Origin of the sequence: Sphingobacterium chungjuense, from assembly GCF_011316935.1 — a bacterium.
GTDB classification, from domain to species: Bacteria; Bacteroidota; Bacteroidia; order Sphingobacteriales; family Sphingobacteriaceae; genus Sphingobacterium; species Sphingobacterium chungjuense.
Window position 1 is genome coordinate 77,155 of sequence record NZ_WLYS01000006.1, and the last position, 23,256, is coordinate 100,410.

At 41.7% G+C, this 23,256-nt stretch carries 19 protein-coding genes; 10 read left to right on the plus strand and 9 right to left on the minus strand.

The window, feature by feature from the left end; translation table 11 throughout:
- Window positions 1-58 precede the first annotated feature (58 nt).
- Genes GKO22_RS14030 through GKO22_RS14040 form a run of 3 tightly spaced genes read right to left on the minus strand, consistent with a single transcriptional unit; the run spans window position 59 to window position 4,352 of the window.
- Window positions 59-766: a response regulator transcription factor gene (locus GKO22_RS14030; RefSeq protein ID WP_166336095.1), complete on the minus strand. Its 708-nt coding sequence runs from the start codon at window positions 764-766 to the stop codon at window positions 59-61.
- Between the two features lie 15 nt (window positions 767-781).
- Window positions 782-2,443, minus strand: a complete 1,662-nt coding sequence (locus GKO22_RS16815) for a sensor histidine kinase (protein WP_166336097.1) — start codon at window positions 2,441-2,443, stop codon at window positions 782-784.
- A 13-nt stretch (window positions 2,444-2,456) separates the two neighbouring features.
- The gene (locus GKO22_RS14040) at window positions 2,457-4,352 is read right to left on the minus strand and encodes a S9 family peptidase (RefSeq protein WP_240920317.1); all 1,896 of its coding nucleotides are present in this window, start codon (window positions 4,350-4,352) and stop codon (window positions 2,457-2,459) included.
- Window positions 4,353-4,485: 133 nt separating this feature from the next.
- Between GKO22_RS14040 and GKO22_RS14045 the strand changes: the two genes are divergently transcribed.
- Window positions 4,486-4,776: a DUF4286 family protein gene (locus GKO22_RS14045; RefSeq protein ID WP_166336099.1), complete on the plus strand. Its 291-nt coding sequence runs from the start codon at window positions 4,486-4,488 to the stop codon at window positions 4,774-4,776.
- 333 nt (window positions 4,777-5,109) lie between these two features.
- On the opposite strand, the gene GKO22_RS14050 is transcribed toward GKO22_RS14045, so the two are convergent.
- From GKO22_RS14050 to GKO22_RS14065, 4 genes are read right to left on the minus strand one after another with little or no spacing between them, the layout of a single operon-like run.
- Window positions 5,110-5,796: an RluA family pseudouridine synthase gene (locus GKO22_RS14050; RefSeq protein ID WP_166336101.1), complete on the minus strand. Its 687-nt coding sequence runs from the start codon at window positions 5,794-5,796 to the stop codon at window positions 5,110-5,112.
- A gap of 20 nt (window positions 5,797-5,816) precedes the next feature.
- Window positions 5,817-6,830: an MlaD family protein gene (locus tag GKO22_RS14055; protein ID WP_166336103.1), complete on the minus strand. Its 1,014-nt coding sequence runs from the start codon at window positions 6,828-6,830 to the stop codon at window positions 5,817-5,819.
- Window positions 6,831-6,838: 8 nt separating this feature from the next.
- Entirely contained in the window at window positions 6,839-7,612 is a 774-nt protein-coding gene (locus GKO22_RS14060; RefSeq protein WP_166336105.1) for an ABC transporter ATP-binding protein, read from the minus strand.
- Between the two features lie 3 nt (window positions 7,613-7,615).
- On the minus strand, window positions 7,616-8,374 hold the full coding sequence (locus GKO22_RS14065; RefSeq protein ID WP_166336107.1) for an MlaE family ABC transporter permease: 759 nt from the start codon (window positions 8,372-8,374) through the stop codon (window positions 7,616-7,618).
- 187 nt (window positions 8,375-8,561) lie between these two features.
- Here GKO22_RS14065 and GKO22_RS14070 point away from each other — a divergent pair, with 187 nt between their 5' ends.
- The 6 genes from GKO22_RS14070 to GKO22_RS14095 all read left to right on the plus strand — a co-directional run bounded on the left by GKO22_RS14070 (window position 8,562) and on the right by GKO22_RS14095 (window position 14,833).
- On the plus strand, window positions 8,562-9,047 hold the full coding sequence (locus tag GKO22_RS14070; RefSeq protein ID WP_166336109.1) for a hypothetical protein: 486 nt from the start codon (window positions 8,562-8,564) through the stop codon (window positions 9,045-9,047).
- Window positions 9,048-9,170: 123 nt separating this feature from the next.
- Entirely contained in the window at window positions 9,171-10,772 is a 1,602-nt protein-coding gene (locus GKO22_RS14075; RefSeq protein ID WP_166336111.1) for an FISUMP domain-containing protein, read from the plus strand.
- 221 nt (window positions 10,773-10,993) lie between these two features.
- The gene (locus GKO22_RS14080) at window positions 10,994-12,298 is read left to right on the plus strand and encodes a DUF6600 domain-containing protein (protein ID WP_166336113.1); all 1,305 of its coding nucleotides are present in this window, start codon (window positions 10,994-10,996) and stop codon (window positions 12,296-12,298) included.
- A 138-nt stretch (window positions 12,299-12,436) separates the two neighbouring features.
- On the plus strand, window positions 12,437-13,606 hold the full coding sequence (gene pncB / locus GKO22_RS14085; protein WP_166336115.1) for a nicotinate phosphoribosyltransferase: 1,170 nt from the start codon (window positions 12,437-12,439) through the stop codon (window positions 13,604-13,606).
- A gap of 5 nt (window positions 13,607-13,611) precedes the next feature.
- Window positions 13,612-14,325 (plus strand): class I SAM-dependent methyltransferase, encoded by a 714-nt coding sequence (locus tag GKO22_RS14090; protein WP_166336117.1) that lies wholly within the window; start codon window positions 13,612-13,614, stop codon window positions 14,323-14,325.
- A 157-nt stretch (window positions 14,326-14,482) separates the two neighbouring features.
- Window positions 14,483-14,833, plus strand: coding sequence for a hypothetical protein (locus GKO22_RS14095; protein WP_166336119.1), 351 nt, complete (start codon window positions 14,483-14,485; stop codon window positions 14,831-14,833).
- 76 nt (window positions 14,834-14,909) lie between these two features.
- On the opposite strand, the gene serS is transcribed toward GKO22_RS14095, so the two are convergent.
- On the minus strand, window positions 14,910-16,181 hold the full coding sequence (serS, locus tag GKO22_RS14100; protein ID WP_166336121.1) for a serine--tRNA ligase: 1,272 nt from the start codon (window positions 16,179-16,181) through the stop codon (window positions 14,910-14,912).
- A gap of 533 nt (window positions 16,182-16,714) precedes the next feature.
- Here serS and GKO22_RS14105 point away from each other — a divergent pair.
- The 3 genes from GKO22_RS14105 to GKO22_RS14115 all read left to right on the plus strand — a co-directional run bounded on the left by GKO22_RS14105 (window position 16,715) and on the right by GKO22_RS14115 (window position 20,906).
- Window positions 16,715-18,265: a hypothetical protein gene (locus tag GKO22_RS14105; RefSeq protein ID WP_166336124.1), complete on the plus strand. Its 1,551-nt coding sequence runs from the start codon at window positions 16,715-16,717 to the stop codon at window positions 18,263-18,265.
- 339 nt (window positions 18,266-18,604) lie between these two features.
- Complete coding sequence (locus GKO22_RS14110; protein WP_166336126.1) at window positions 18,605-20,236, plus strand: FISUMP domain-containing protein; 1,632 nt, start codon at window positions 18,605-18,607, stop codon at window positions 20,234-20,236.
- Window positions 20,237-20,426: 190 nt separating this feature from the next.
- Window positions 20,427-20,906, plus strand: a complete 480-nt coding sequence (locus GKO22_RS14115) for a hypothetical protein (protein ID WP_240920318.1) — start codon at window positions 20,427-20,429, stop codon at window positions 20,904-20,906.
- Here GKO22_RS14115 and tamL read toward each other — a convergent pair.
- Window positions 20,903-23,254, minus strand: coding sequence for a translocation and assembly module lipoprotein TamL (gene tamL, locus GKO22_RS14120; protein WP_166336130.1), 2,352 nt, complete (start codon window positions 23,252-23,254; stop codon window positions 20,903-20,905). The two genes, GKO22_RS14115 and tamL, sit on opposite strands and share 4 nt — an antisense overlap.
- Window positions 23,255-23,256 lie beyond the last annotated feature (2 nt).

Sequence of the window (23,256 nt, forward strand, 5' to 3'; positions counted from 1 at the left end):
GACAACATGGCCTTGCTCATTATCACGAAAATAATGATCCGTATCTATAAAAGCAAATTTAATCTGGAATTTCAGACGTGTCATCGACAAACTTGTAGCCCAATCCGCGGACGGTCTGCAAATACGATGGTTTGTCTGGATTTTTTTCAATTTTCTTGCGCAAGCGCACTACGTGCATATCCAACGTGCGCGTATTCACGTTGGAACTGTAGCCCCATACTGCTTCCATCAGCTCGTCGCGTGTCACGTCCTTTCCCTTGTTCCGAAGGAAGTGTAGTAAAATGCGATTTTCTAAAATGGTCAACTCAATTTTTTTCCCATCACGTACCAAAGAGTGGATATTAGGATGATGTTCTGTCTGTCCAAAATGATATACTTCGGCGCCGGACTTAGGCACGAAGAAGCGTACTTTATTTTCGATCATGGCTACCAATACATCCATGTTGAACGGTTTGGTGATGTAGTCACTGACGCCGTAGCTATACGCATCGATTTTATCTACATCTTGTGATTTGGCCGTCATCATGATAATGATATTTTCAAATCCTGCCTTCCGCACAGACTGGCATACTTCGATCCCCTCTTTACCTGGTAACATCCAATCCAGCAACACGATATCGGGTTGCTTAGCGAGTATTTCTTTCTCAGCTTCTAAGCCATCTCCAAGTTGCAGTACCTGATAATTTTCTGTTTGTAGCCGATGACTTACCAAAAAACGTAAGTTTTCATCATCTTCTACAACAGCAATCGTTATTTCTTTTTCCATGTGATTTTTTTGATCTTATTTGGGAAAGGTCAACGTAAATGTGGTGCCTTTACCCAATACACTTTCCACTCGGATTTCTCCGCCCATAAACTCCGTGATTTCTTTGCAAAAAGCTAAACCCAAGCCTATGCTACCACCTTGATTATATTGATTCTGTATACGATAAAACTTCTTAAATATATTTTTCAATTCATTCTTCGCAATTCCTATTCCTCGGTCGCTAAATATGATAACAAAGTTTTTCTTTGTTTGCTCTACCTCGACATGAATAAAACGATGACCAGCTTCAGAATATTTGTAAGCGTTGTCTACCAGATTGTGAAAGACAGACGCTAAAAGAATAGGGTCAGTGTGCAATTCGTCCGTAACATCGATATTATATGTTAAGCTAATATCACTGTATTTGATACGACAAGCCTTAAATATCTCTTCGCAAAAGTCGTGCAAATTAATCCAATCCCCTTTATAAGGGATAGATTTGTTTTCAATTTGCGCGTAGGACAACAGCTTATTCATCAAGTTGTTGAGCTTATCTGCTTCTTGATCCAGAATACGGCCATACATTAGTCGCTCTTCGTCAGAAATTTTTTGTGCACTCTTGATATTATTCCCAGCGATCTTAATCACGCTCACTGGTGTTTTGAATTCGTGTGTCAGGTTATTGATAAAATCGTATTGCAGCCTGTACAGTCTATTGTTGTTATTAATATTACGATAAATTAGATATACTATCGATAACAGAATAAGATATAACACCGAAATACCCATCACTACCGGTATTAACAATCGATATACCTCTTTGGTTATAAATTCTTTTGAAGAGTCAAATTTTATCTTAAAATCAGACAAGGCACCGGGCAGCGGCAGTTCGGTGGTATAATAGGTCCTCTCCTCCATCGCCGCAGGATCGGTCAAAGGTGTAATGGATATCTTCTCATAATATCGTGGCTGCGTGTTACTCAACCGAAGTTTTTGCGGATTGATTCGAAAAAGAAACATATCTTGCTCAAAGAAAGCATCTGGCAAGCTATCATTGAGGAGCAAGGTCTTGTATAGTAAAAGATCGCTAATGCGGGGAATGTTGAGATATCCAATTTTGCCGGGCGAAAAGGAATAGAACACCCGATAGATTTCATCTTCTGTCAAGGTGGTAGATTCATTTACTTTCGCCAGATAATCAAAAAACTTAATAGCTGCATTATTAAAGTCACCCGCATATGGATCAGGTTCTTCCTGAAAGTTGGACTTGCTGTGCAAGCGATATTGATTATCCAAATTAAAACTAATGATCGATTTGGGATGAAAAAGCAAATTATCCCGATAGCGAACGCCACGACTTACGGTGCGCGAATTAGTTATAGTGACATCATAAAATACGACCTCCTCTACAAAAGGATTTTTGCGAAGTGCTTGTTCTGCGTACTGCCTTGCTTGTATAGAATCCAAAAATCCCTGATAATAAGATAGCTCTGGAATACCATTGTACAGAAATTCATTGAAGGGTTTTATCGTCGCGTCGAATACATCGGTCTTTCGATTATAGAACTCAGATTCTACGTGATTGGCAATCGTAGATCTTGCCAAACCAACGGCTACCACATAGAGTATGGTCACGATAGCCAGAAAGGCAATCAGCAAACCAAAATTCTTCTGATAGCGGACAACAGGTTGTGGCACTTAGATTCCTTTTTTAGTGTAAATATTGTTTCAAAAAGCCTTCGATTTCCTGAAAGTATAAAGCCATATTTTCTTCGCTCTTAAAGCGGCGACCTTCCTCCTCTTTGAATATATAACGTACCGGAATGTTATTTTGCTTTAAGCGCGCTACGAACTGATTCGCATCGGTCACTGAAGTATATTTATCCTTCCCGCCTTGAAAAAACAGAACAGGCTTCTTGACCTTGCCCGCATGAAACAGCGGTGATATTGTCTTGAAAAATTCTGCTTCACGCTCAGGATTGCCGATGATCTGATAATACATCTGCACATAAGGTTTCAAATGTGGTGGTATCTCTTTGAAATAGGTAAACAGATTGCTATAGCCCGACGAGGAAATAATACATTCGTACATCGATGGGTTGAAACTCGCGGCATGCAATGCTGAATAGCCACCAAAACCCGTCCCCATGATCGCCATACGGTTTTTATCCACCTTGCCTTCGTGAATAAGCCAAGTGACACCGTCGGTAATATCAGACTGAATTCGACCGCCCCATTCGCGAAATCCGGCCGACCAAAAAGCTTTGCCATATCCCGTAGTGCCGCGGTAATTAATCTGAAAAACGGCATAACCGCGATTAGCTAAGAATTGTACTTCTGGATTGAAACCCCAATCGTCCCGACGACTTGGTCCATCATGCACCAGCACTACAAGCGGACAATTTTTCTTCTTACCTTTCGGATAGGTGATAAAACCATTTATTTCTTGATTGTCGCGCGCATTGAACTTTACAAACTCCATGGGCAACATTTTCTCTTCCTTCAAATCAGGATATGACGTCATGAGCAATGTAAATTCATCTGTGCTTTTATTGTAATAATACACTTCTCCCGCTCGCACATCGCTATAAACCCGAATGATAAAACGCTCTAAGTCGCGATCCATATCCAAAAAATCTACCGCAGAACCTTTAAAATGTCGCTGAATGATTTCATAAGTTGATTTTAGCTGAGTATCAAAAAAGCGATATTCTTTTCGACATGCACTTGTCGTGGCAAACAACTGTTGGTGCAATTGATGAGAAAAGCCCTCATTGTTCACATCTACCTGATCATCAGCGAATAATTCGCGAATCTCTTTTCCGGCAGATACATCGTATTCCACTATGGCAAACTTGTCTCTATTCTGATTGGACATGGCCACGACAGACGTGGTCGATTCACCTAAATATCCAACAGGATGCACCGAGGTCTTGAAGTCGTATACCGCGACTTCTCGAAACTGTTGTTGCTCGTTGGCTCGGTACAAAATAGATTCTTGCACACTATCGTTCGTTAGAGCCAGCCGTACCACGCCATCTGGCGAAGGTATCCAAGAAGTGATCGATCCAGGATTTTTGTATACCAACTCAGGCTTTCTGCCATCTAAAAATATCTTGTAGAGATCAAATACACTGGAGTCTCGCGTATTTAAGGAGGCGTACATTGCGCCCTGATAATCCCGAATCGGCTGCATAAATTTCAAACGACTCTTGACGGGTTCGAGCAGCGCATGAATGGAATCTGTGGCAATATCTACCGCATGCAATCGCAAGATATCGTCGGTGTAATGTGAATTAGAAAACACAATGATACTATCATTGGCCCAATTGAAATTTTGAACGTTAAGATTATCTTGATAGGTCAATTGCTTGGATTTATCCCCGTCGGATAAATCCATAATAAAAATATTCTTACAATGATCGTGAAGACCTAAATAAGCAATCTTACTGCCATCAGGTGAAAGCTTAAAATTGCTTCGATCAGGCTTGTATATAAAACTTTCTATTGGCAAGATCTCATTTTGCTCCGTAGCAGAGCCGCATGCCTGCACCAATAGCGACAGCATGAATAGAAAACAGATCGTATGTAAGTACCTAAAATTCATAAATTGCGACAGCACCTTTTCCAAATATTGGAATTATTTAGTGATTTGCACGAAGTGCAACTTTAATTTTACAGGGAAGGGAATGTTTCTTCTTTCACATCTCAGCTCGCAAAAAAAAACGTAATTTTGAGCCATGTATTTGTACAACATCTCTATCATTGTCGAAGAATCTGCACATGCTGATGCTATTAATTGGGTTACTACTACCTTTGTACCAACTCTACCAAGCCAGCACCAGCCACAGTTATTGAGCTTATTGGATTCGCCTCACGAAGGCCATACCTACTCGCTACAACTAAAATTTGATGAGCGAGCTACGTTGGAAGATTTTAAAGCCGAATTTTTGCATCAGTTGCAGCATTATTTAGCGACTAATCACGCAGAACGCGCATTTATCTTTGATAGTACAATGCAGTATTTGTAGCATTTCGAACCTCATTTTTGAGGTTATGGTATGATCAGAGAAACTTACGCTGTGGTTTTACTCTGTACTTCTTATACCACAAAACACCTATTCCTGCACCAATAATGAACGGCATTGCCAGAAGAAAAAGGATACCATCATTCAGACCTTTTCCCTGCATATTACCTTCCTTGGTACTATTTTCTGCATTGAGCGTACACATAGCACATTGTGCTTCGCCGCGAAGCGGAATGATTGACGATGCGGCAATAGTAAACACTATAGCCAGAACGAATTGCCTGATATAAACCATAGGGCAAAAATAAGTAATTAAATATAGTTCGGGGAATCGGATTAGAGCAAGGTGTTGAACTTTTCCCAAAATCCATCGACTGGAACTGTCGCCTCAATACGCATTGGCTCATCCTTTACAGGATGCTCGAAAGCTAAAGCGCGAGAATGCAAACAGATGGTTCGCTGATGGCTACCTCGCGGGTAACCATACTTATTATCACCTACAATAGGACAGCCCATATACGCTAATTGCGCTCTGATTTGATGCGTACGCCCTGTCAGCGGTTTTACTTCTAACAGATAAAAACCATTCAACTCGCCGATCACTTTATAATCTAGTTCGGCTCGGCTTCCATTTTTCACTTCGCGATCGTATGCTTTCGTAATCATTTTCTTACGATCGCGTAGCAACCAATTCACCAATTTTGCCTCCTCTGCTGGAGGTTGATTGCGCACCACCGCCAAGTAACTTTTCTGCACCTTGCGATCGTGAAACAAGCGATTCATCCGATCCAACGCTTTACTCGTTTTTGCAAATAAGATCATGCCACTCACCGGCCGATCCAATCGATGAATCACACCTAGAAAAGCAGCCGGCTTATTGTACTTTTTCTCCAAGTATTGCTTGGTCATGTCTTCGAGCGACAAATCTCCCGTCACATCTACCTGTACGATATCACCACCACGCTTATTGATCGCGATGAGGTGATTATCTTCATAGATAACATCTTTATCCGTAATTCCCATGAGCACTGCTATACCTTTTCCTACCGGCTTTTATTTGCGTTTTTAATAGAATCTTGACGCGCTTTTTCTTCCGCCTTTGCACGTTTCTTGAAGAAACCGCGTAATAAAAAGTTGCTCTGCAAAGCTTCCATATTTTCATCGAGCTTCTCTGTGCTCAGGTTGAGGTTTCTCAGAATCTCCTTAATCTCTTCTGCCGCCGCTGGATCATTTGTCAACACGCCTATGGCATTATCCTTTTCATTTAAACGGTCGGAGACTTGATTTAGATTGACCATCAATGCATTGGCCGTCTGCGTTACACCCTGCAATTGAGATGCTGATGCTCTCAAGCTAGCAAACACGGCTGTATCCGTAGTCAAGTCATGAATCAACCCTTGCTCGCTGTTCAGTTTATTGGTCAAGGTCACGACATTTTTCATGCTGCGATCTACACTGTTCATCGAGCTCTGCATCGAAGCCAGCGATGCTTTCAATGAGTTGGCAATGGATTCGTCTGCCAACAATGCCCCTACAGAGCCTTTCCCTTCTACGAGATTAGCAGACAGCACAGCAAAGTTTTTGGTAATTTCCAACAAGTTTTCGTTGTTGATTTGTAGCGTGTGTAGCATCGCTTCTACACCTCCAGCGGGTTTGGAGCTAATCTGGTCACCACTTACAATAGCGGGTGCTGCAGGCGATCCGCCTTCGAGACTGATAATCGCATTACCAATCAATCCATCAGAGCCTAATGTTGCTTGTACATCTTTCCGGATGTACTGGCTAGACTTTTCTTCAATATGCATGACCACACGCACATTTTCGACGCTTTCGAAGGCAATTTGTTTAACAATACCTACCTTCACGCCCGAAAACCAAACATTGTTGCCGACCTTCAAACCCTTGACATCGTGAAAGTATGTAGTGACCTCTACATTTTTGCTAAATCTATTTTGTAACGTACCTAGCACCAATATACCGGCAACTAAAATAACCAAACCTACCAAAACAAAGAGGCCGACTATTATAGAACGTTTAGTTTCTTTTGTATTGCTCATAGCTTATATTACCTTATAAAATTGTAATCATAAAATGGTTTGACACGGGCATCATCTGTGTCAAAAATTTCGTGGAATGTGCCTTGACGTTCAAATCGCCCGTCTAACAACATCACCATCCGATCGCTTACCTGCTTGGCGCAAGCAAGATCATGCGTAATAATGATTGAGGAAGTGTTGTAGCGCGCTTGCACATCGTTTATTAAGTTATTTATTTCCAAGCAGGTGATAGGATCCAAGCCTGCAGTGGGTTCGTCGTACAACATAATATCTGGACGTAGAATCAATGTTCTAGCAATACCAATCCTCTTTCTTTGCCCACCACTCAATTCCGAAGGCATCTGATTGATAGCTTGCGAAAGACCGACGCCTTCTAGCACGTCTTCTACCTCTCTATCTATCTCTGCTCTGCTGAGGTTTCGCTTATTGCGCACCAAGGGAAATTCTAGGTTTTCGCGCACGGTCATACTATCGTACAGCGCACTATTTTGAAATGAAAAACCGATGCGTAACCGCAACTTTTGCAATTCTTTTTCGGAAAGCGCGGTCACTTCCTGACCCAACACACGGATTGATCCGGCATCCGGCATAAGCAGTCCGGAAATCATCTTAATCAATACAGACTTTCCGGTACCCGATCGCCCTAACACCACCAAATTTTCTCTGTTATATAATTTAAGATCTACATCGCGCAAAATGTGTAGATCTCCGAAAGATTTGCTCACATTGTCCACATGTATGACCACGTCTTGCGGGTCTATTACTGGCTTATTTTTTTCCATAACTTATGTGAGTAATGATAATAATTGAACAATCAGCAATTCTTCAATGAACACAATAAACATGGAGGCCACCACGGCGCTATTCGCCGCCTTACCAACGCCTTCTGTCCCTTTAGAAGAAAAGTAACCGACATAGGTACTCACAAAACCAATGGTAAAACCAAACACGAGTGCCCGAAAGGTCATCGCGAATACATCCACCATCTTGATCGTGTTGAATACTTGAGAGAAAAAACTCAACATACTCAATTGATCCTTAGAAATAATACTGAGATAACCGCCCATTAGCCCGATCCCTGCTACATAAAAGGTAAGTACGGGAATCATGAACGTGGTCGCTAAGACGCGACTTACGATTAGAAATTTGAATGGATTCGTACCAGACACTTCCATCGCATCAATCTGCTCCGTCACGTTCATAGAGCTGAGCTCTGCACCAATCTGGGAACCAATCTTGCCCGAACCGATCAATGCCGTTACGAGTGGTGCTAACGCACGCACAATAGCGATCGATATCAAAGCAGGAATCATCGACGATGCACCAAATTCTTCTAGCGACGGCCTCGACTGTTTTGTAAACACAAAACCTACAATAAACCCTGTTAAACTGATTAGTGGAAATGACTTCCAGCCGATCTCATAACATTGCCTAATAAACTCTTTAAATTCAAATGGCGGACTGACCACTTCGCGAAAAAAACGCATCAAGAAACGATGGATTTTTGCAAATTCTAATAGTAACACCCTGATCTTCTTCCACATGGAAATGAGTTGCTTTTCTAATACTGACCGAAACCAAAAACAGGTCAAAGTTACAAACTTTTTTAGTTTCTATGGAGCTGATCTTAATTATTCATGTATGAATTAACACATTGCATTCTTCAAATTTCACTTGAGGCTACTACACACGCTTTAAGCCACTTCCAACTTCCTCGAACTATACTGAAAAATGCACCGGATATGGCGCTTAGATGAAGGAGTTACCTATACTTTTGTGGCAGTTTCTTTAGGCAGCGCAAATGTCATACCTCCGACAATTCCAGATGAGATCTCTGCGAGAAATTTGAATAATGCGCACATAACCATTAGCACCACCGGAACAAGTGTCCTTATGTATGATAAAGAGATCATGACTGTTAGCGGCAATGGCATCAACCGTGTGAACTTACTTTTAAGACCCTTAAAACCATTCATTAATGTTAGAATTAATGCTGCACAGACTGGTCAAAATATTACGGCAGTCGAAGGTGCATTTCGACCGCACAATAATGGTATGACTGGCACTCTTTCAGACGAATCTCATAGCCAAAGTGGCGTTGCTTCATCAGCTCTGGTTACCCATGGTACTAACGGAGTTTTTACTGCTACATCACACCTACAAAAAATTACAAACGTAGCGCTTCTCCTACATTTTACTGGAAATAAGTTGAAGTGATTTTCACCATACGATACACATGTATACTTTTACGTAAAAATCATCATATGGCATATTAATAAGTGCCTGCCGTGTTTAACAAAAAAAATTCACCATTGAATTGATCTCACAAAACCTACCCAAATGAATACTTCACTCAAAATGATCATAGTGCTCACTATCGCGCTCTCACTGATAGCAATGTTGCAAACATCATGTAGCAAGTCTGATTCAAATGGCCCGGAAAACTTATCTACCGCGCTTGTTCAAGTGTCTTTAGCTGGCGCTACCTACGACTCTGAAGAGACGATCGGAAATAGAGCCGCTACGCCGACAGAGGTCGCCACACAACGCAGTACCATCGCACTAAACGAGGATTTTTTGATGGTGGCCGAATTACGACCAGAAGAGCAAATGACTTCACTGAAAGATAAGGGTAAAGCCGCCATAGAAGTTACTGATCTTGATCAAAACATCCGTTATCGTTTGCTTGTCTATAATCAATCTGGAGCATTCGTCACAGAGCGTGATTATATACGGGGTTCAGAAGCTAGTACGCCGGAATTGAAATTAGATCACGGAACTACCTACACTTTTGTTGCGATCTCCCTAAACAATAGCAATACCTTAGCCGCCACTTCCCCCGCCATAGCAACACGCACCTTAGACAATTCGCAAATTGCTGTCACTGGCGGAACTACTCAACTCATGTATTATAAACATACGATGACGGTAACTGCCACTGATATCAATCGCCTTGACATCATCTTCAAAAACAAAAAACCCTATATTAATACAACGATAAATTCCTCACAGACAGGCTACAATATTACCGCGGTCACAGCGAATTTATCACCACATAACAATGCTATGCTTGTGCGGTTATCCGATGGCTCACATACCCGAACCGGTAGCGCAGTAAATGCCGCTCCAGCCTTCGCTCCGCTAAATAGTCAGATAGTAACAGGAGGAATTTCGATTAATGCGGCAGATAATAATACGACTACGTTTACTATTTCTAACATTACGATCGGCACGATTACCGCAACTAACCTAGTACCTTTCAACAATCTAAATGTGACCGCTGGAGTTCGGTATAACCTGATCATAAATATTGTACCAAACGATGCAAACATAACACATCAGGGTCAAGATGCTGTGCGAATTAATGGACAAATATGGATGAAACGTAATTTGGGCGCATCCACCACACTAAATCCTGATGTAGCTCCCTTCAATAATCTCATCGGGAATTTCTATCAATGGGGTAGCTCAGCGGTAGTAGCTACTGGCACCACCGCTGCTGGCGCCATAAGCGGATGGAGTAACAATTATACCGGCATACCGGCAAATAGATGGAATTTGGGAAGCGAAGCCTCACCTACAAAAAATACATCTTTTGATCCATGCCCCAGCGGTTTTAGAGTTCCTAGTCTTGCGGAAATGACTACTTTACTGAACTCTACACGGCATTCAGATATCGGAAACTTTTCCACCGTGGATCCATTAGGTACCGCGAAAGTATTAACCAGCCCTCGCAATGCAAATGCAAAACTAACGTTCCCATTAGCAGGAAATCGCAATTGGAACAATGGAGCAAGAGAGGTGAGAGCAGTTTCTGGCTATTTTTGGAGCTCCACTCCGGTAAACACGGATGCAAGACACTATGGTTTTCATCAAGGTCTAGAAAACATTGGCGAAAGTGTGAAGGCATGGGGATTTAATATACGATGTATTGCCCAATAACTTTAAAACAGCTATGCATACCGAAGGCGTCTTTAAATACGCCTTTGGTATGCATAACTAAATCAACATCAGTATAATATCAAACGAAGTAAGCCTAATATACTACCATAAAATCGTACAATTCGAGAATAAATCATACATAAGGGCGCCAAGTATTAAACCTTATATTTTATTACGTAGTCATAATAAAAGATATAATTGAAAAACTAAAACTTGGAGCCATGATACGATTCTTAAATTCAACCGTTGTAGTGACTATTTTAGCCACACTTCTGAGTGTACTCCCGACCAAAAGTATATTAGCACAAGGGCAGATATCGTTCGGTATTTTTTACAACGAACTCTCCCCATACGGACATTGGAGCAATGACCCTAATTATGGAGACATTTGGTTTCCGCAAGTTGGTGGTGATTTTATGCCTTATGGTACCAATGGTTATTGGATGATGACGGAGTATGGAAATACATGGGTTTCCGACTACGATTGGGGCTGGGCGCCATTTCACTATGGCCGTTGGGTTCGCACGCCACACAGAGGATGGGGTTGGATTCCTGGATATGAGTGGGGACCAGCTTGGGTAGAATGGCGTAACGGCGGAGGCTATTACGGATGGGCACCCATGAGTCCAAATTTATATGTAGCCAATAATTTATCTATAAACTTCTGGCTTTTTGCGCCAACGCGCAGAATACACTCACGCCATATTAATCGTTATTATTCTTACGGAAACACGACGATCTATAACCGTACTACCATCGTAAATAATACGTACATCGTAAACAATAATCGTTATTATGGTGGTCCTTCTGTCCGAAATATGGAACGTAACGTGGGTGGCCGAGTTCGTGTTAATCAAATCGCATACACTGACCGTCCTACTGCTCGCGGTGCATCGAGTAATACGGTCAATATTTATCGACCAGATCGTCCTGTAGCTAATAATGATCGAGTTAGTAGTGGCAGAGCAACAGCATCTGGCAATGCTAGATCATCTTCAAGAAATTCATCTTCTCGTGCTGCTGCCAACAACGCCCAAAATACGGGTACGGTAAATCGCGAAGCGAGTGGCCGAACAGCTACTCCGTCTAGTCGAGGGGCTGCTACGACGAATCCTTCTCGTGCAACAACGGTTTCTCGAGGAGCAGGCAGCACGTCACGATCTGCTGAACAAACGACAAGTCAAAGCTCTTCTGGCAGAGCGACAAATTCGCAGCCATCGCGCGAAGCGACCAGCCCAAGAGCTACAGCTCCCACAAACACAGAGAGCCGTGCGGGTAATCGTGCGGGCGCTAGCGGCTCACAACAGAGTCCAGCAAACGCATCATCAAGTAGTGGTAGAGCTACTTCACGAGCGCAAAACACACCAGCATCGACCTCTCGTGCAAGCACGCCAAGTCGTGGAGCAACTGCATCTGGTAGCTCAACGAGTAGAGGGTCTAGCCGCAGTTCTTCTGGTGGAGAAAGCCGTAGCTCTGAAAGCTCTTCTTCATCTGGTAGAGCATCATCAGGTAGAGCTGGTAGATAGGGCTTCTCAAAGCAAATTCTATTTAATTAAACATCAATATCAAGATGCGAGAAAGAATCTCTTTCTCGCATTCTTTTATGAACACAGTAAAGTCGAAAGTATTTACTATTTTCACCTAACGTAATAAATACTGCTCGCATGCCAAGAATATCTTCTATACTGGATAATGATTTTTACAAATTTACGATGCAATTTGCCGTCGTCAAATTGTTTCCGAAAGCCAGAGCAAGATATCAATTGATTAATCGAGGTCAGCATACTTATCCTTCAGGTTTTGGCGATAAATTGCGCGAGAGAGTGCACGAAATGGCACAACTTCGCCTTACACGGCAAGAAAAAGATTTTTTTGCAAATCGATGCCCTTACATTGACCCGGCTTATTTTGATTTTTTGCAAGGATATCGTTACGATCCTGCAGAAGTTACGATCCGTCAACAAGGCGAGTCACTTAGTATACATATCGAAGGTTATTGGTATCGTACGATACTCTGGGAAGTACCTATCATGTCACTGATCTGCGAGTTATACTATCAAATGACCGGGCAAAAGAGAATCTCTGATACAGACGTTGTACGAAACGTTAGAGACAAAATCATCAAATATGATGATTTAGACATTACCATAGCCGACTTCGGCACCCGTAGACGCCATTCATACGAAGTACACGATTTAGTTATACGTACTTTACAGTCTCATCCTTCTTCTACATTTATTGGCACGAGCAACGTTCATTTTGCAATGAAATATGAAACTCGTCCTATTGGTACGCATGCACATGAGTGGTTCATGTTTCATGCTGCAAAGTATGGCTACAAAATGGCTAATCTTCTGGGACTAGAGCATTGGTCGGAAGTGTATCGAGGAGACTTAGGTATCGCGCTATCTGACACGTATACGACAGAGGTTTTCTTTAAGCAATTTGATAAGAAATTAACAAAACTTTTTGATGGTGTGCGGCACGATAGCGGGGATGCCATAGAGTTTGCGACCAAGACTATTCAGCATTACAAGAGTAAAGGCATCGACCCACTCTCTAAAACTATCATCTTCTCCGACGGGTTAGATTATGATAAAGTGGCTCATATAGTCGGTTTTTGTCGCGACAAAATAGGTTATTCTTTTGGTATCGGCACCGATTTCACCAACGATGTAGGCCTGCCTCGCATGAATATTGTACTGAAGATGACGGAAGCTTTTCCTGACGATGGCGAATGGACACCTGTTATCAAATTATCCGACGAACCTTTCAAACATACCGGCGAGCAGGATGAGATCACGCTAGCCAAACACGTACTAAACATTCACTAATCTTTATGCAACATGATCCATATGGTGAGGCACTATTAGCAGCCTATCACCAATCGTCTATACGACCACCACTTTATCTCCATACCAGCTATGGCGATAAAGATGAAATGCCGGTTGATGTGTTTTTTCGAACTGAAGAAGATTTTTCTGAATTGGAATCCATCGCATTAGCGCTTTGCGATGGTCATGTATTGGATGTTGGAGCTGGGGCAGGTGCACATGCATTGTATCTGCAATCCAGAAATTTTTTGGTAACGTCTATAGAGAAATCATCGCTTGCAGCAAGTGTTATGCAGCAACGAGGCGTGGCAGATATTGTTCAAGGCGATTTCTTTACCCATCAAAATGCGAAATATGATACGTTATTATTTTTAATGAATGGAATAGGTATTGCAGGCACATTAGCGGGTTTTCGCACTTTATTAGAGCACTGTAAAGATTTACTTACCGAGCGTGGCCAATTACTATTTGACACTTCTGACATTTCGTATCTGTACGATGACTTTGATATTGAAAAGCCTTCTCATTACTTTGGTGAGATATCGTATCAGTACGAATATAGGGATCGTAAAGGCACCGAGTTCCCATGGTTGTATCTTGATCAGCAAACCCTTATTGATATAGCTAATGAAGAAGGTTGGGTAGTCCAGATACTCTTTGAAGATGATCAGGATCAATACTTAGTGAGGATGGAGCCAAGATCAATCGCGTCTTCCTGATTCATCTATATATCGCGCACAAACAGTTAATTATTGTTAAATTTAGTAAAAATAAACCATTAGTAAAAACTTTGTCACTGTCAATTGGTTATGTTTATTGAAAGTAGGTAACTAGCAATAGTTATTGGATTAGTAAATATAATATAAAGGAAAAATCATGAAAAAGCTTTTTTTAACAGGAATTGGTTTATTATTTGCGGTAACATTGACTTTTGCACAAAGTGCTGAATCGCAAGAAGGCGCTCGTAAAAAGGCAGCTGAGCTAACAGAGAAACTGCAACTTACTCCGGAGCAGCAGGGATCAGTCCACCAAATCATTTTAGATGGTTACAAACAAAAAGATGCACTAAAAGCGGATCAAACAATCACAGAAGATGTGAAAAAAGAGCGTTTGAAAGAAGGTGCCAAAAAGGGACATGAAAAAATTAAAGAAATCCTTACTCCAGAGCAAAAAGATCGCTATGAAGCATGGGTAAAAGAGCATAAAGCGAAACATAAAGATCACTAAGCTCTTCAATGGCAGATAAAAAGGTTATGAAACCAATGGTTTGATAACCTTTTTATTTAAAATATGCTTGTCTTGCTTAGTCTATATACTCAAAACCAACGTATGGAATCAATACAGCAGGAATTTTAATTCCTTTTTCTGTTTGATTATTTTCCAACAAGGTGGCTACAATACGTGGCAAGGCTAAAGCTGAACCGTTCAATGTATGTGCCAATGTCATTTTACCATCTTCATTACGATAGCGTACTTTCAAACGATTGGATTGAAAAGTTTCAAAATTTGAAACGGAAGAGACTTCTAACCAACGTTGCTGCGCTGCACTATAGGTTTCCATATCGTATGTAAGTGCCGAGCCAAAACTCATATCTCCACCACACAAACGCAATACACGATAAGGCAATTCAAGTTTTTGCAGTAACGATTGTACATAGCTACTCATATCTTCGAGCGTTTCATATGATTTTTCAGCCTGCACAATTTGCACCGTTTCTACCTTATCAAATTGATGTAAGCGATTTAGTCCGCGAACATGTGCGCCATAGGAACCAGCTTCACGACGAAAACACGGCGTATAAGCGCAGTGCATAATTGGAAACTGTTCTTCTTTTAGTATTTCATCCCGATACAGGTTGGTCAATGGAACCTCAGCCGTAGGAATCATATATAGATCATCTTGTGTGATATGATACATCTGGCCTTCTTTATCTGGCAATTGCCCCGTTCCGTATGCAGAAGCCTCATTTACTGCATGAGGAACTTGTGTTTCTGAGTAACCTACCTTTACGGCCTCGTCTAAGAAAAAATTAATCAATCCTCTTTGTAGACGAGCTCCCTTACCAGTGTATACCGGAAAACCAGCACCTGCAATCTTAGTGCCCAACTCGAAGTCGATCAGTTTGTACTTTGCCGCCAATTCCCAATGGGGTAAGGCATCAGCATGCATTTTTGGGATTTCGCCATGTTCTAACACAACTTCATTATCATCAGCCGATACACCGTTCGGTACGGAATGATGCGGAAGATTGGGCAATTGTACCAATTTATCATGCAGTTCTTGCTCAACACGTGCTAATTCATCACTTAGATCTTTGAGCTTGGCTTTATGACTAGAAGTTGTCAATTTAATTGCGTCAGCCTCTTCCCTCTTGCCTTGTCGCATCAAATCTCCGATTTGTTTGGCACTGGCATTCGCTTCCGCAGCGATCGACTCCGAGCTGCTTTGTAAAGAACGACGCGATTCATCTAAAGCGATCACCTCATCTATCAAATGTAACTCTTTGAAGTTTTTCTTCTGCAATCCAGCGATTACCTCGTCCCTATTCTCACGGACATAACTTATCTGCAACATAAATATTTAATATTAATTGTCTTGTTTCTAACTCGATTCTCTTTCCCTAAAAGTGACATAGCTATCTATCCAACAGGAAGCAATTCTAAAGTGTCGGAGTATCTCCTGAAAATCGTAGTACAAAGGTCTGAAATAAACTGTCAATTTTTAAATATATATCAAGTTATCCAATTATAGCATCCCAATCGAGATGATCCTTACGACTTTGAAGTGTTAGACATAGCATCAATCTCTTGATTTTTTGTTACAAAAGCAATAATGATCACACCACTGTTAAAAAGAAAAATTATATCATTAGACAAATAAACCGTAGTGCTATAGCTACAATTGAATAATAATAGATCTTTTAATAAAAAAATATTTCTTAATTGAGCTATTTTTGGATATTGTAAAGAAATTATAATTCTTAAAAAAACATCAACTTACACAAAATATACTGACTTATGAACACAACATGGAAAAAGCTTGATTACCTTATACTTCTATGTTTTAGTCTTGCTATAATATCGTGCAACAAATCCGATTCTGCGGGAATGGAAGGAACGGCAACCGTTCAAGTAGCTATCGCAGACGCTACTTTCGAATCGGAAGAAACGATAGGCAATAGAGCAGCAACGTTAGCTGAGACTACCATACAGCGAAAAACCATTGAACTAAATAAAGACTTCCTTATGGTGGCTGAATTACGACCAGAAGATCCAGCTTCCACTTCTTTAAAAGACGGCAATAGAGCTGCATTAGACACCTCTGCACTAGGCGACGACATCCGCTATCGCCTATTGGTATACAATCAAGCAGGAGCCTTCGTCACCGAACGCGATTACATCCGTGGCCAGGAAGCTGCTACGGCAGCATTAGCCTTAGACGGTGGCAGTACGTATACCTTCGTCGCCGTTTCGTTGAACCAAACCACTGCTTTGCCCGCTACGACTCCAGCGGTAGCAACGCGAACCTTAGCTAATTCGCAAATTACAGCTTCTACCGGTGCTAGTTTACTCATGTACTACCAGCATACAATGACACTAAATGGCAATGCTACTAACCGCCTAGACATCATACTAAAACACCGCAAACCCCAAGTAACGGTAACCATCAATTCCGCACAAACAGGCTATAATGTCACTGCGATAGAAGCCCGTTTATCGCCGCATAATGATGGAATACTGGTCAACTTATCGAATGGATCCTATACTCAAAATGGCACCACTACCCCTCGCATAGTCACGTTTAGTGCTTTGGGTAGTCAGAATATTATCAGTAATCCCACTTCATTCAATTGGACAAGTAATAACGCAACAAGTTTCATTTTGAATAGCATTACCATAGGACCGCTGACCGCAACGAATTTGACGCCTTTTACCAATCTCAATGCCAACGCGGGTGTACGATATAATATACTATTAAACATCGTACCAAATGATCAATTTCTAACCTATCAAGGTAGACCTGCGGCTAGAATAAATGGCGTCATCTGGGCAAGGCACAATATAGGAGTAGCTACCACACTCGCTGCGGATGCTGTACCAATGACCGCAAATAGACATGGGGATTATTTTCAATGGGGAAGACTGACAAGATCTGGTACGGCTACCTCTACTGAACCCAATCCATATATCATAGACCCTCAACCCCCAAACAATGCTTGGAATGCCGGAACAGAAGCAGCACCTCTAAAGGGAGCGTCAGACCCTTGCCCAGCAGGATATAGAGTCCCAACAGTTCCTGAATTTGAAGCTCTTGCGCAAAGCACAACATTAAGTACTATAGGCAATAGAGAAAATAGTAATACAAACTTCGCCTATGCTGCTGTAATGACAAGCAGGAGAAATAGTATGGTTAGACTCACTCTTCCAGCACAGGGATGGTTTTCAGTGGCTGCTAACTCAACGATCAGTCAAGGATTACAGTTGAGAGGGAACAATGTAATTTATTTTGCATCATATGGGCTCGGTGCCGGGACTACCTCAAGAACTGCAAACACAGCACTTAGCGCAGCAGTAGATAACCTAAATATAAATCGACGTCCTGAAGCGATAAACAATAAATTGCTTAGTACACCACTTCGATGTGTAGGGATACAGTAATAGATATCCATAACTTAAACGTCGGAAAAAAATCCTGAAAATACTAGAAAGACAAGTATCAACACGAGAACAGATAATATGACGTAAAAAAAATCATTAAAAGAGACAATAGTTTTACCAAAGATGTATCAAGGAAAGAATAGAATCTTAACATATGTTGCATTCTCAATATCAATGGTTAAAAGTGAATCCAGCAGTAGCGCGCTGTAGTTTTTTATCTACAAGAGTCAGGAAAAACTCTTAATATATTCTTTGCAAAGGGAATATGTGCGGTAGTTTTAAGTCACGCAGCAACAAAATGCACTTAAATACCATTCAACTATCTTCAAAATTAAAATTATGAAAAATAGTTTGCTAAAATTTACCCAGAATATCATCTATGCATTTCTCCCACTCTTGTTTACAGTATCGTGTAACAAATCCGATTCTGCGGGAATGGAAGGAACGGCAACCATTCAAGTGGCGATCTCAGACGTTTCGTTTGAGGCTGAAGAGACCATAGCAAACAGAGCAGCTACCACCACAGAAACTACAATCCAACGCAATACCATGGAACTGAACAAAGATTTCCTGGTGGTCGCCGAATTACATCCTGAAAATCCAAACTTATTAAAACAAGATCAGTCTAAAGCAGCTCTAGACACCACCGATTTAGCAGCTGATATTCATTATCGATTGTTAGTATATACCCAAGCTGGCGCCTTCGTCGCCGAACGAGATTATATTCGAGGACAGGAAGCTGCTACGGCAGCATTAGCCTTAGACGGTGGCAGTACATATACCTTCGTCGCCGTTTCGTTGAACCAAACCACTGCTTTGCCCGCTACGACTCCAGCGGTAGCAACGCGAACCTTAGCTAATTCGCAAATTGTGGTAAATACAGGAACATCTGCATTGATGTATCAAAGACAAGCACTCACCGTTAGTGGAAACGCAATCAATAGATTGGACATCGTTTTCAAACATCAAAAACCTAGCATGAACATTACGATTAATTCCACACAGACTGGCTACAATATTACCGCTATTGCTGCCACAATAACACCGCATAACAGTGGGATGACAGTCAATCTCTCCAGTGGTGCATTCACACAAAGTGGGAGTAATGCTTCTACTTCCGTTAACTATGGGACAAATATTAATTCCCAGATTATAACTACAGAAGTTAACATCAATGCCGCAAATAATAACATAACTAGATTTTCTCTTAATAGTATCACCATAGGCTCCATAACTGCAACCAATTTGGCACCATTCACAAACTTAAACGTGACAGCAGGAGTTCGGTACAATTTGATTTTAAACATCGTACCAAATGATCAATTTCTAACCTATCAAGGTAGACCTGCGGCCAGAATAAATGGCGTCATCTGGGCAAGACACAACGTTGGCGTAGCCACCACTGTTAATGCAGATGCAGCACCAATGACCGTAAATAGACATGGAGATTATTTTCAGTGGGGAAGATTAGCCAGATCCGGAGCGGGCAACTCCAACACTGCAAATCCTTTTTTTGCGAGTAATGCACCCGCCAACAATAGTTGGAATAGCGGTACGGAAGCAGCACCCATAAAAACCACGCTTGATCCTTGCCCTACTGGCTACAGAATACCAACAAGAGCAGAATATACCATTCTACGGAACTCTGTTACCATATCAAACTTAGGTCCTTTCACAGAAGGAGCAACTCGTTTCGATTCGGCTAAAGTGTTAACAAGCACCCGAAATTCGCAAGTGCGATTAACCCTTCCTGCACAGGGATGGCTTACGGTAAGTGGAAGCGCTCCGTATGTCGACGTAGGGATAGCAAACAGGGGGACAGTTGGCTATTACCATACTAGCTTTGGATCAAATAATCCTTTGACAATGTATTCATTTTTTAATGCTGCTAATCTCGTTGAATCAAATGGAGGAACTAATGCTGCTTTCAAAGTTGTGAGTATGAACATAAGATGTGTAGGCATACAATAACAGCTTGTAAAATGCAAAAATATTTATCACACCACCAAGGTGTCCAATTGGGCACCTTTGCTGATTTAACGTCATCCCATTCCGTTTACCAAGGTCAGCCGCATTTTGTGTATACTTGTATCCACAAAATAGCAACACCATGATTCGGTATTTTTTCTTCTTGCTTCTAACTTTATGCTGCACAAATAGTATGGCGCAGCCGCAAGTCATTCGTGATTTTATCGTAAAAGAAAATCTATCGCAGAACGGCAAACTGGCTATTATTGCGGTGGATACTACCGAAAAAGCAAATGATCAAATACGAGGAAATTTCTTATTTAGTGTCAATGGTTTCCAGCAGAATCTAAATTTTCAAGATGGTGTAGCCGTTATGGCTGATCCGGTCGAATCGTCAACGTTCGTATTTTTCAAACACAAAAATCTGGAAGACGAAGTAGGGAAATTCTACTTTATCCGCAAAACGGATAATGGGTTAAGCCCTTACAAGGTCAATGGATTGACGCTGGTGCTCTTGCCTTTGATCATTCTTTTGGTTGCTTACGCCTTCAAGCGTTTGCTTGTGGTGTTTGTGTTGATTGCTTTGGTATATGGCTACCTACATTTCTCCAAAGGCTTGGATCTTTCTCAACTATTTGAAAGCTTCTTCTTTGGTTTGCGCGGCTTATTCTAGAAGGGCATCCCCACCCCAAAATTATACTGAATAAAGCTATAACGATCCGGCCTAAATTGTGCATTATACGCATCTTTGAAAGCTCGAGAATTGAAGAATTCTTTAATTACCCACTGATCTGATCCCGTAAACTGCGGATCTTTCACCTTTAATCCAGCATCTAGACGAATTGTAAAATAATTCATATCAAAGCGAAGACCGAAACCCGTTCCGATCGCAATCTGCTGGAAAAATCGATCTGCCCGAATTTCCCCTCCCGGATTGAGGTTGGGCGTTAGTTCGCGCAGTCGCCAAATATTACCGGCATCGATGAATGTCGCACCGTTCAATCTTGCGCCCAAAAACTTGTTCAAAATCCGAAAACGGAATTCAGCATTCGTCTCCAACTTTACTTCTCCCAACTGATCTAAGTTGCGAAGATTGACCCGTAAATCCTCTGTCAAGTCCGCCCGGCTATAGTTACCTGGCCCCAAAGTTCTGGCTTGCCATGCGCGAATACCATTCATACCGCCCGCAAAAAAGCTCTTTTCGAAGATCAACAAGGTGGAATTGTTACCATAAGGCACCGCCAAGCCCGCATTCAGGCGAAATACAAATTGTCGATTTCCTCCCAAATGTCTATATAAGCGATAATCCGCCTCTCCCTTGATATATTGCAAGTAAGGCACTCCAAACAATAAGCGCTGACCTTGATCGTCGGTATTAAAATTAAATAGATTGCTCAGCAAGCCCAAGGTATTTCCACTCACATCCACCATACCACGGATAAAGGAGAAATTTTCGAGGCGGTTTAGCTTATTACCATTGTAAGTAATCGCGTATTGCGATCCTAATCCAAAGTACTGCCGATCATTGGTCTCTACGTACAACTGAAAGCCTTGATCACGCAGGCGCTGACTAAATGCTTCGTTCAAGCGCCCGACGCGATATTCCAGCACAATCGGCGTATAGCTATGTAGAATATTTTCGGCCTGATGCCAAGAATAATTGAGCGTATTGATAAAGTAGCGATTCGAATACGTATTGTCTTGAAAAAAGAGTTGTAAACTTGATGAAATCGTGGTCCGCGGCAAGCCGTACCAACCCACGCTGCGCACTCGAAAGGGAGTCAACATCCGCGGAAATACAATACTGGCGCCGATCTGAAAATCATTATTAAAGATCTTATTCGTAATGCTACCTGGCAATCTAGGATCAAATAGCACGCCGTAGCGAGCGCGTATCTCTAGCAATTCGGCTCCGCCGAATATATTGCGATGCGAATAGGTATTGGCCACATTGAAACCACTCATGCCCGAGCTAAATACGAATTCTCCCTCTATCTGGTTGCTCATCGTCGCGCGTGGCAGTAGCTCATAATGTATATCTAGCTTAGTCGAATCGACCTTCTCATAATTGATCTTGACCGAGCGAAAGCCGTTAGTTTCGAATAAGCGATTGTAGGATAACTCTTCGCGGTGCAAGCTATACGCCATGTCCTCGCGCAAGAACATATAACGCGCTAAAGGTCGTAAACGAAATTTGCCGGTTTGATCTTCAAATTGAATCCGTCTTATAGTGTCTACCGTAGTTTTGGTGTGCACTTTTGATTGCTCATCCTGCTGGCGAATGCGCACATACACTTTATTGATGTGAAAAATCTGATGCTGTGAAGAGTCTGGATTAGTAAAATCAATGAGCAATTTAGTTTGATTTTCGCGTCCAATGGTATCCACACCAACACGCATATACTGTCTCAAATATTCGTAATAACCCTGATTTTTCATAGAAACATACATGCGTTCGCGTTCATCAAAAAGATGACGCTCCATGTAAGGCCCACCGATGCGCACTTGCGTACGCGGCAATACTTCGCTCCAATAGATAGCTTCGATATTTTCATCAGCAAAACTGCGGTCAATGTCTGAAATATGATAGCGTGTACCCATATCTGCACGAAAATCGATGGCCGCCTTCCTTTTACGAATTTGGATCTCGGGCGTCACCACCGCGTCAAAGTATCCATAAGTCTTCAAAAAACGTTGAATCTGATTGGCGGAAAGATCTACCATGGCCGAATCAAGGATTCGCGGTGGCTCGCCCACGTTCTTGATTCCTTCGGTCTTATAGCGACCATTCTTCGTGTTGAATAGATTGTAAATCTGGAGATAGAGGCGGGAGTTGGGGCGAATGTCGTTAGCGATATAAAGCGAGGCAGGTTCTTTCAAACCAGAAGGCACACCCACGATATCGACATCTTTGACCAATGCTTGGTCTTCATCCAAATATTTCGCGGATCGGCAAGATGTGAATATTAGGGTGAAAAGCGTTATTATTGCACCTAGAATATACGTCTGATATCTTATCATCC

Excerpts from the sequence above, each read along its gene's own strand:
- GKO22_RS14030 (WP_166336095.1), bottom strand. The coding sequence starts at position 766 with ATGGAAAAAGAAATAACGATTGCTGTTGTAGAAGATGATGAAAACTTA.
- GKO22_RS14040 (WP_240920317.1), bottom strand. The coding sequence starts at position 4,352 with ATGAATTTTAGGTACTTACATACGATCTGTTTTCTATTCATGCTGTCG.
- GKO22_RS14045 (WP_166336099.1), top strand. The coding sequence starts at position 4,486 with ATGTATTTGTACAACATCTCTATCATTGTCGAAGAATCTGCACATGCT.
- GKO22_RS14050 (WP_166336101.1), bottom strand. The coding sequence starts at position 5,796 with ATGGGAATTACGGATAAAGATGTTATCTATGAAGATAATCACCTCATC.
- GKO22_RS14055 (WP_166336103.1), bottom strand. The coding sequence starts at position 6,830 with ATGAGCAATACAAAAGAAACTAAACGTTCTATAATAGTCGGCCTCTTT.
- GKO22_RS14060 (WP_166336105.1), bottom strand. The coding sequence starts at position 7,612 with ATGGAAAAAAATAAGCCAGTAATAGACCCGCAAGACGTGGTCATACAT.
- GKO22_RS14065 (WP_166336107.1), bottom strand. The coding sequence starts at position 8,374 with ATGTGGAAGAAGATCAGGGTGTTACTATTAGAATTTGCAAAAATCCAT.
- GKO22_RS14070 (WP_166336109.1), top strand. The coding sequence starts at position 8,562 with ATGCACCGGATATGGCGCTTAGATGAAGGAGTTACCTATACTTTTGTG.
- GKO22_RS14075 (WP_166336111.1), top strand. The coding sequence starts at position 9,171 with ATGAATACTTCACTCAAAATGATCATAGTGCTCACTATCGCGCTCTCA.
- GKO22_RS14080 (WP_166336113.1), top strand. The coding sequence starts at position 10,994 with ATGATACGATTCTTAAATTCAACCGTTGTAGTGACTATTTTAGCCACA.
- pncB (WP_166336115.1), top strand. The coding sequence starts at position 12,437 with ATGCCAAGAATATCTTCTATACTGGATAATGATTTTTACAAATTTACG.
- GKO22_RS14090 (WP_166336117.1), top strand. The coding sequence starts at position 13,612 with ATGCAACATGATCCATATGGTGAGGCACTATTAGCAGCCTATCACCAA.
- GKO22_RS14095 (WP_166336119.1), top strand. The coding sequence starts at position 14,483 with ATGAAAAAGCTTTTTTTAACAGGAATTGGTTTATTATTTGCGGTAACA.
- serS (WP_166336121.1), bottom strand. The coding sequence starts at position 16,181 with ATGTTGCAGATAAGTTATGTCCGTGAGAATAGGGACGAGGTAATCGCT.
- GKO22_RS14105 (WP_166336124.1), top strand. The coding sequence starts at position 16,715 with ATGGAAGGAACGGCAACCGTTCAAGTAGCTATCGCAGACGCTACTTTC.
- GKO22_RS14110 (WP_166336126.1), top strand. The coding sequence starts at position 18,605 with ATGAAAAATAGTTTGCTAAAATTTACCCAGAATATCATCTATGCATTT.
- GKO22_RS14115 (WP_240920318.1), top strand. The coding sequence starts at position 20,427 with ATGGCGCAGCCGCAAGTCATTCGTGATTTTATCGTAAAAGAAAATCTA.
- tamL (WP_166336130.1), bottom strand. The coding sequence starts at position 23,254 with ATGATAAGATATCAGACGTATATTCTAGGTGCAATAATAACGCTTTTC.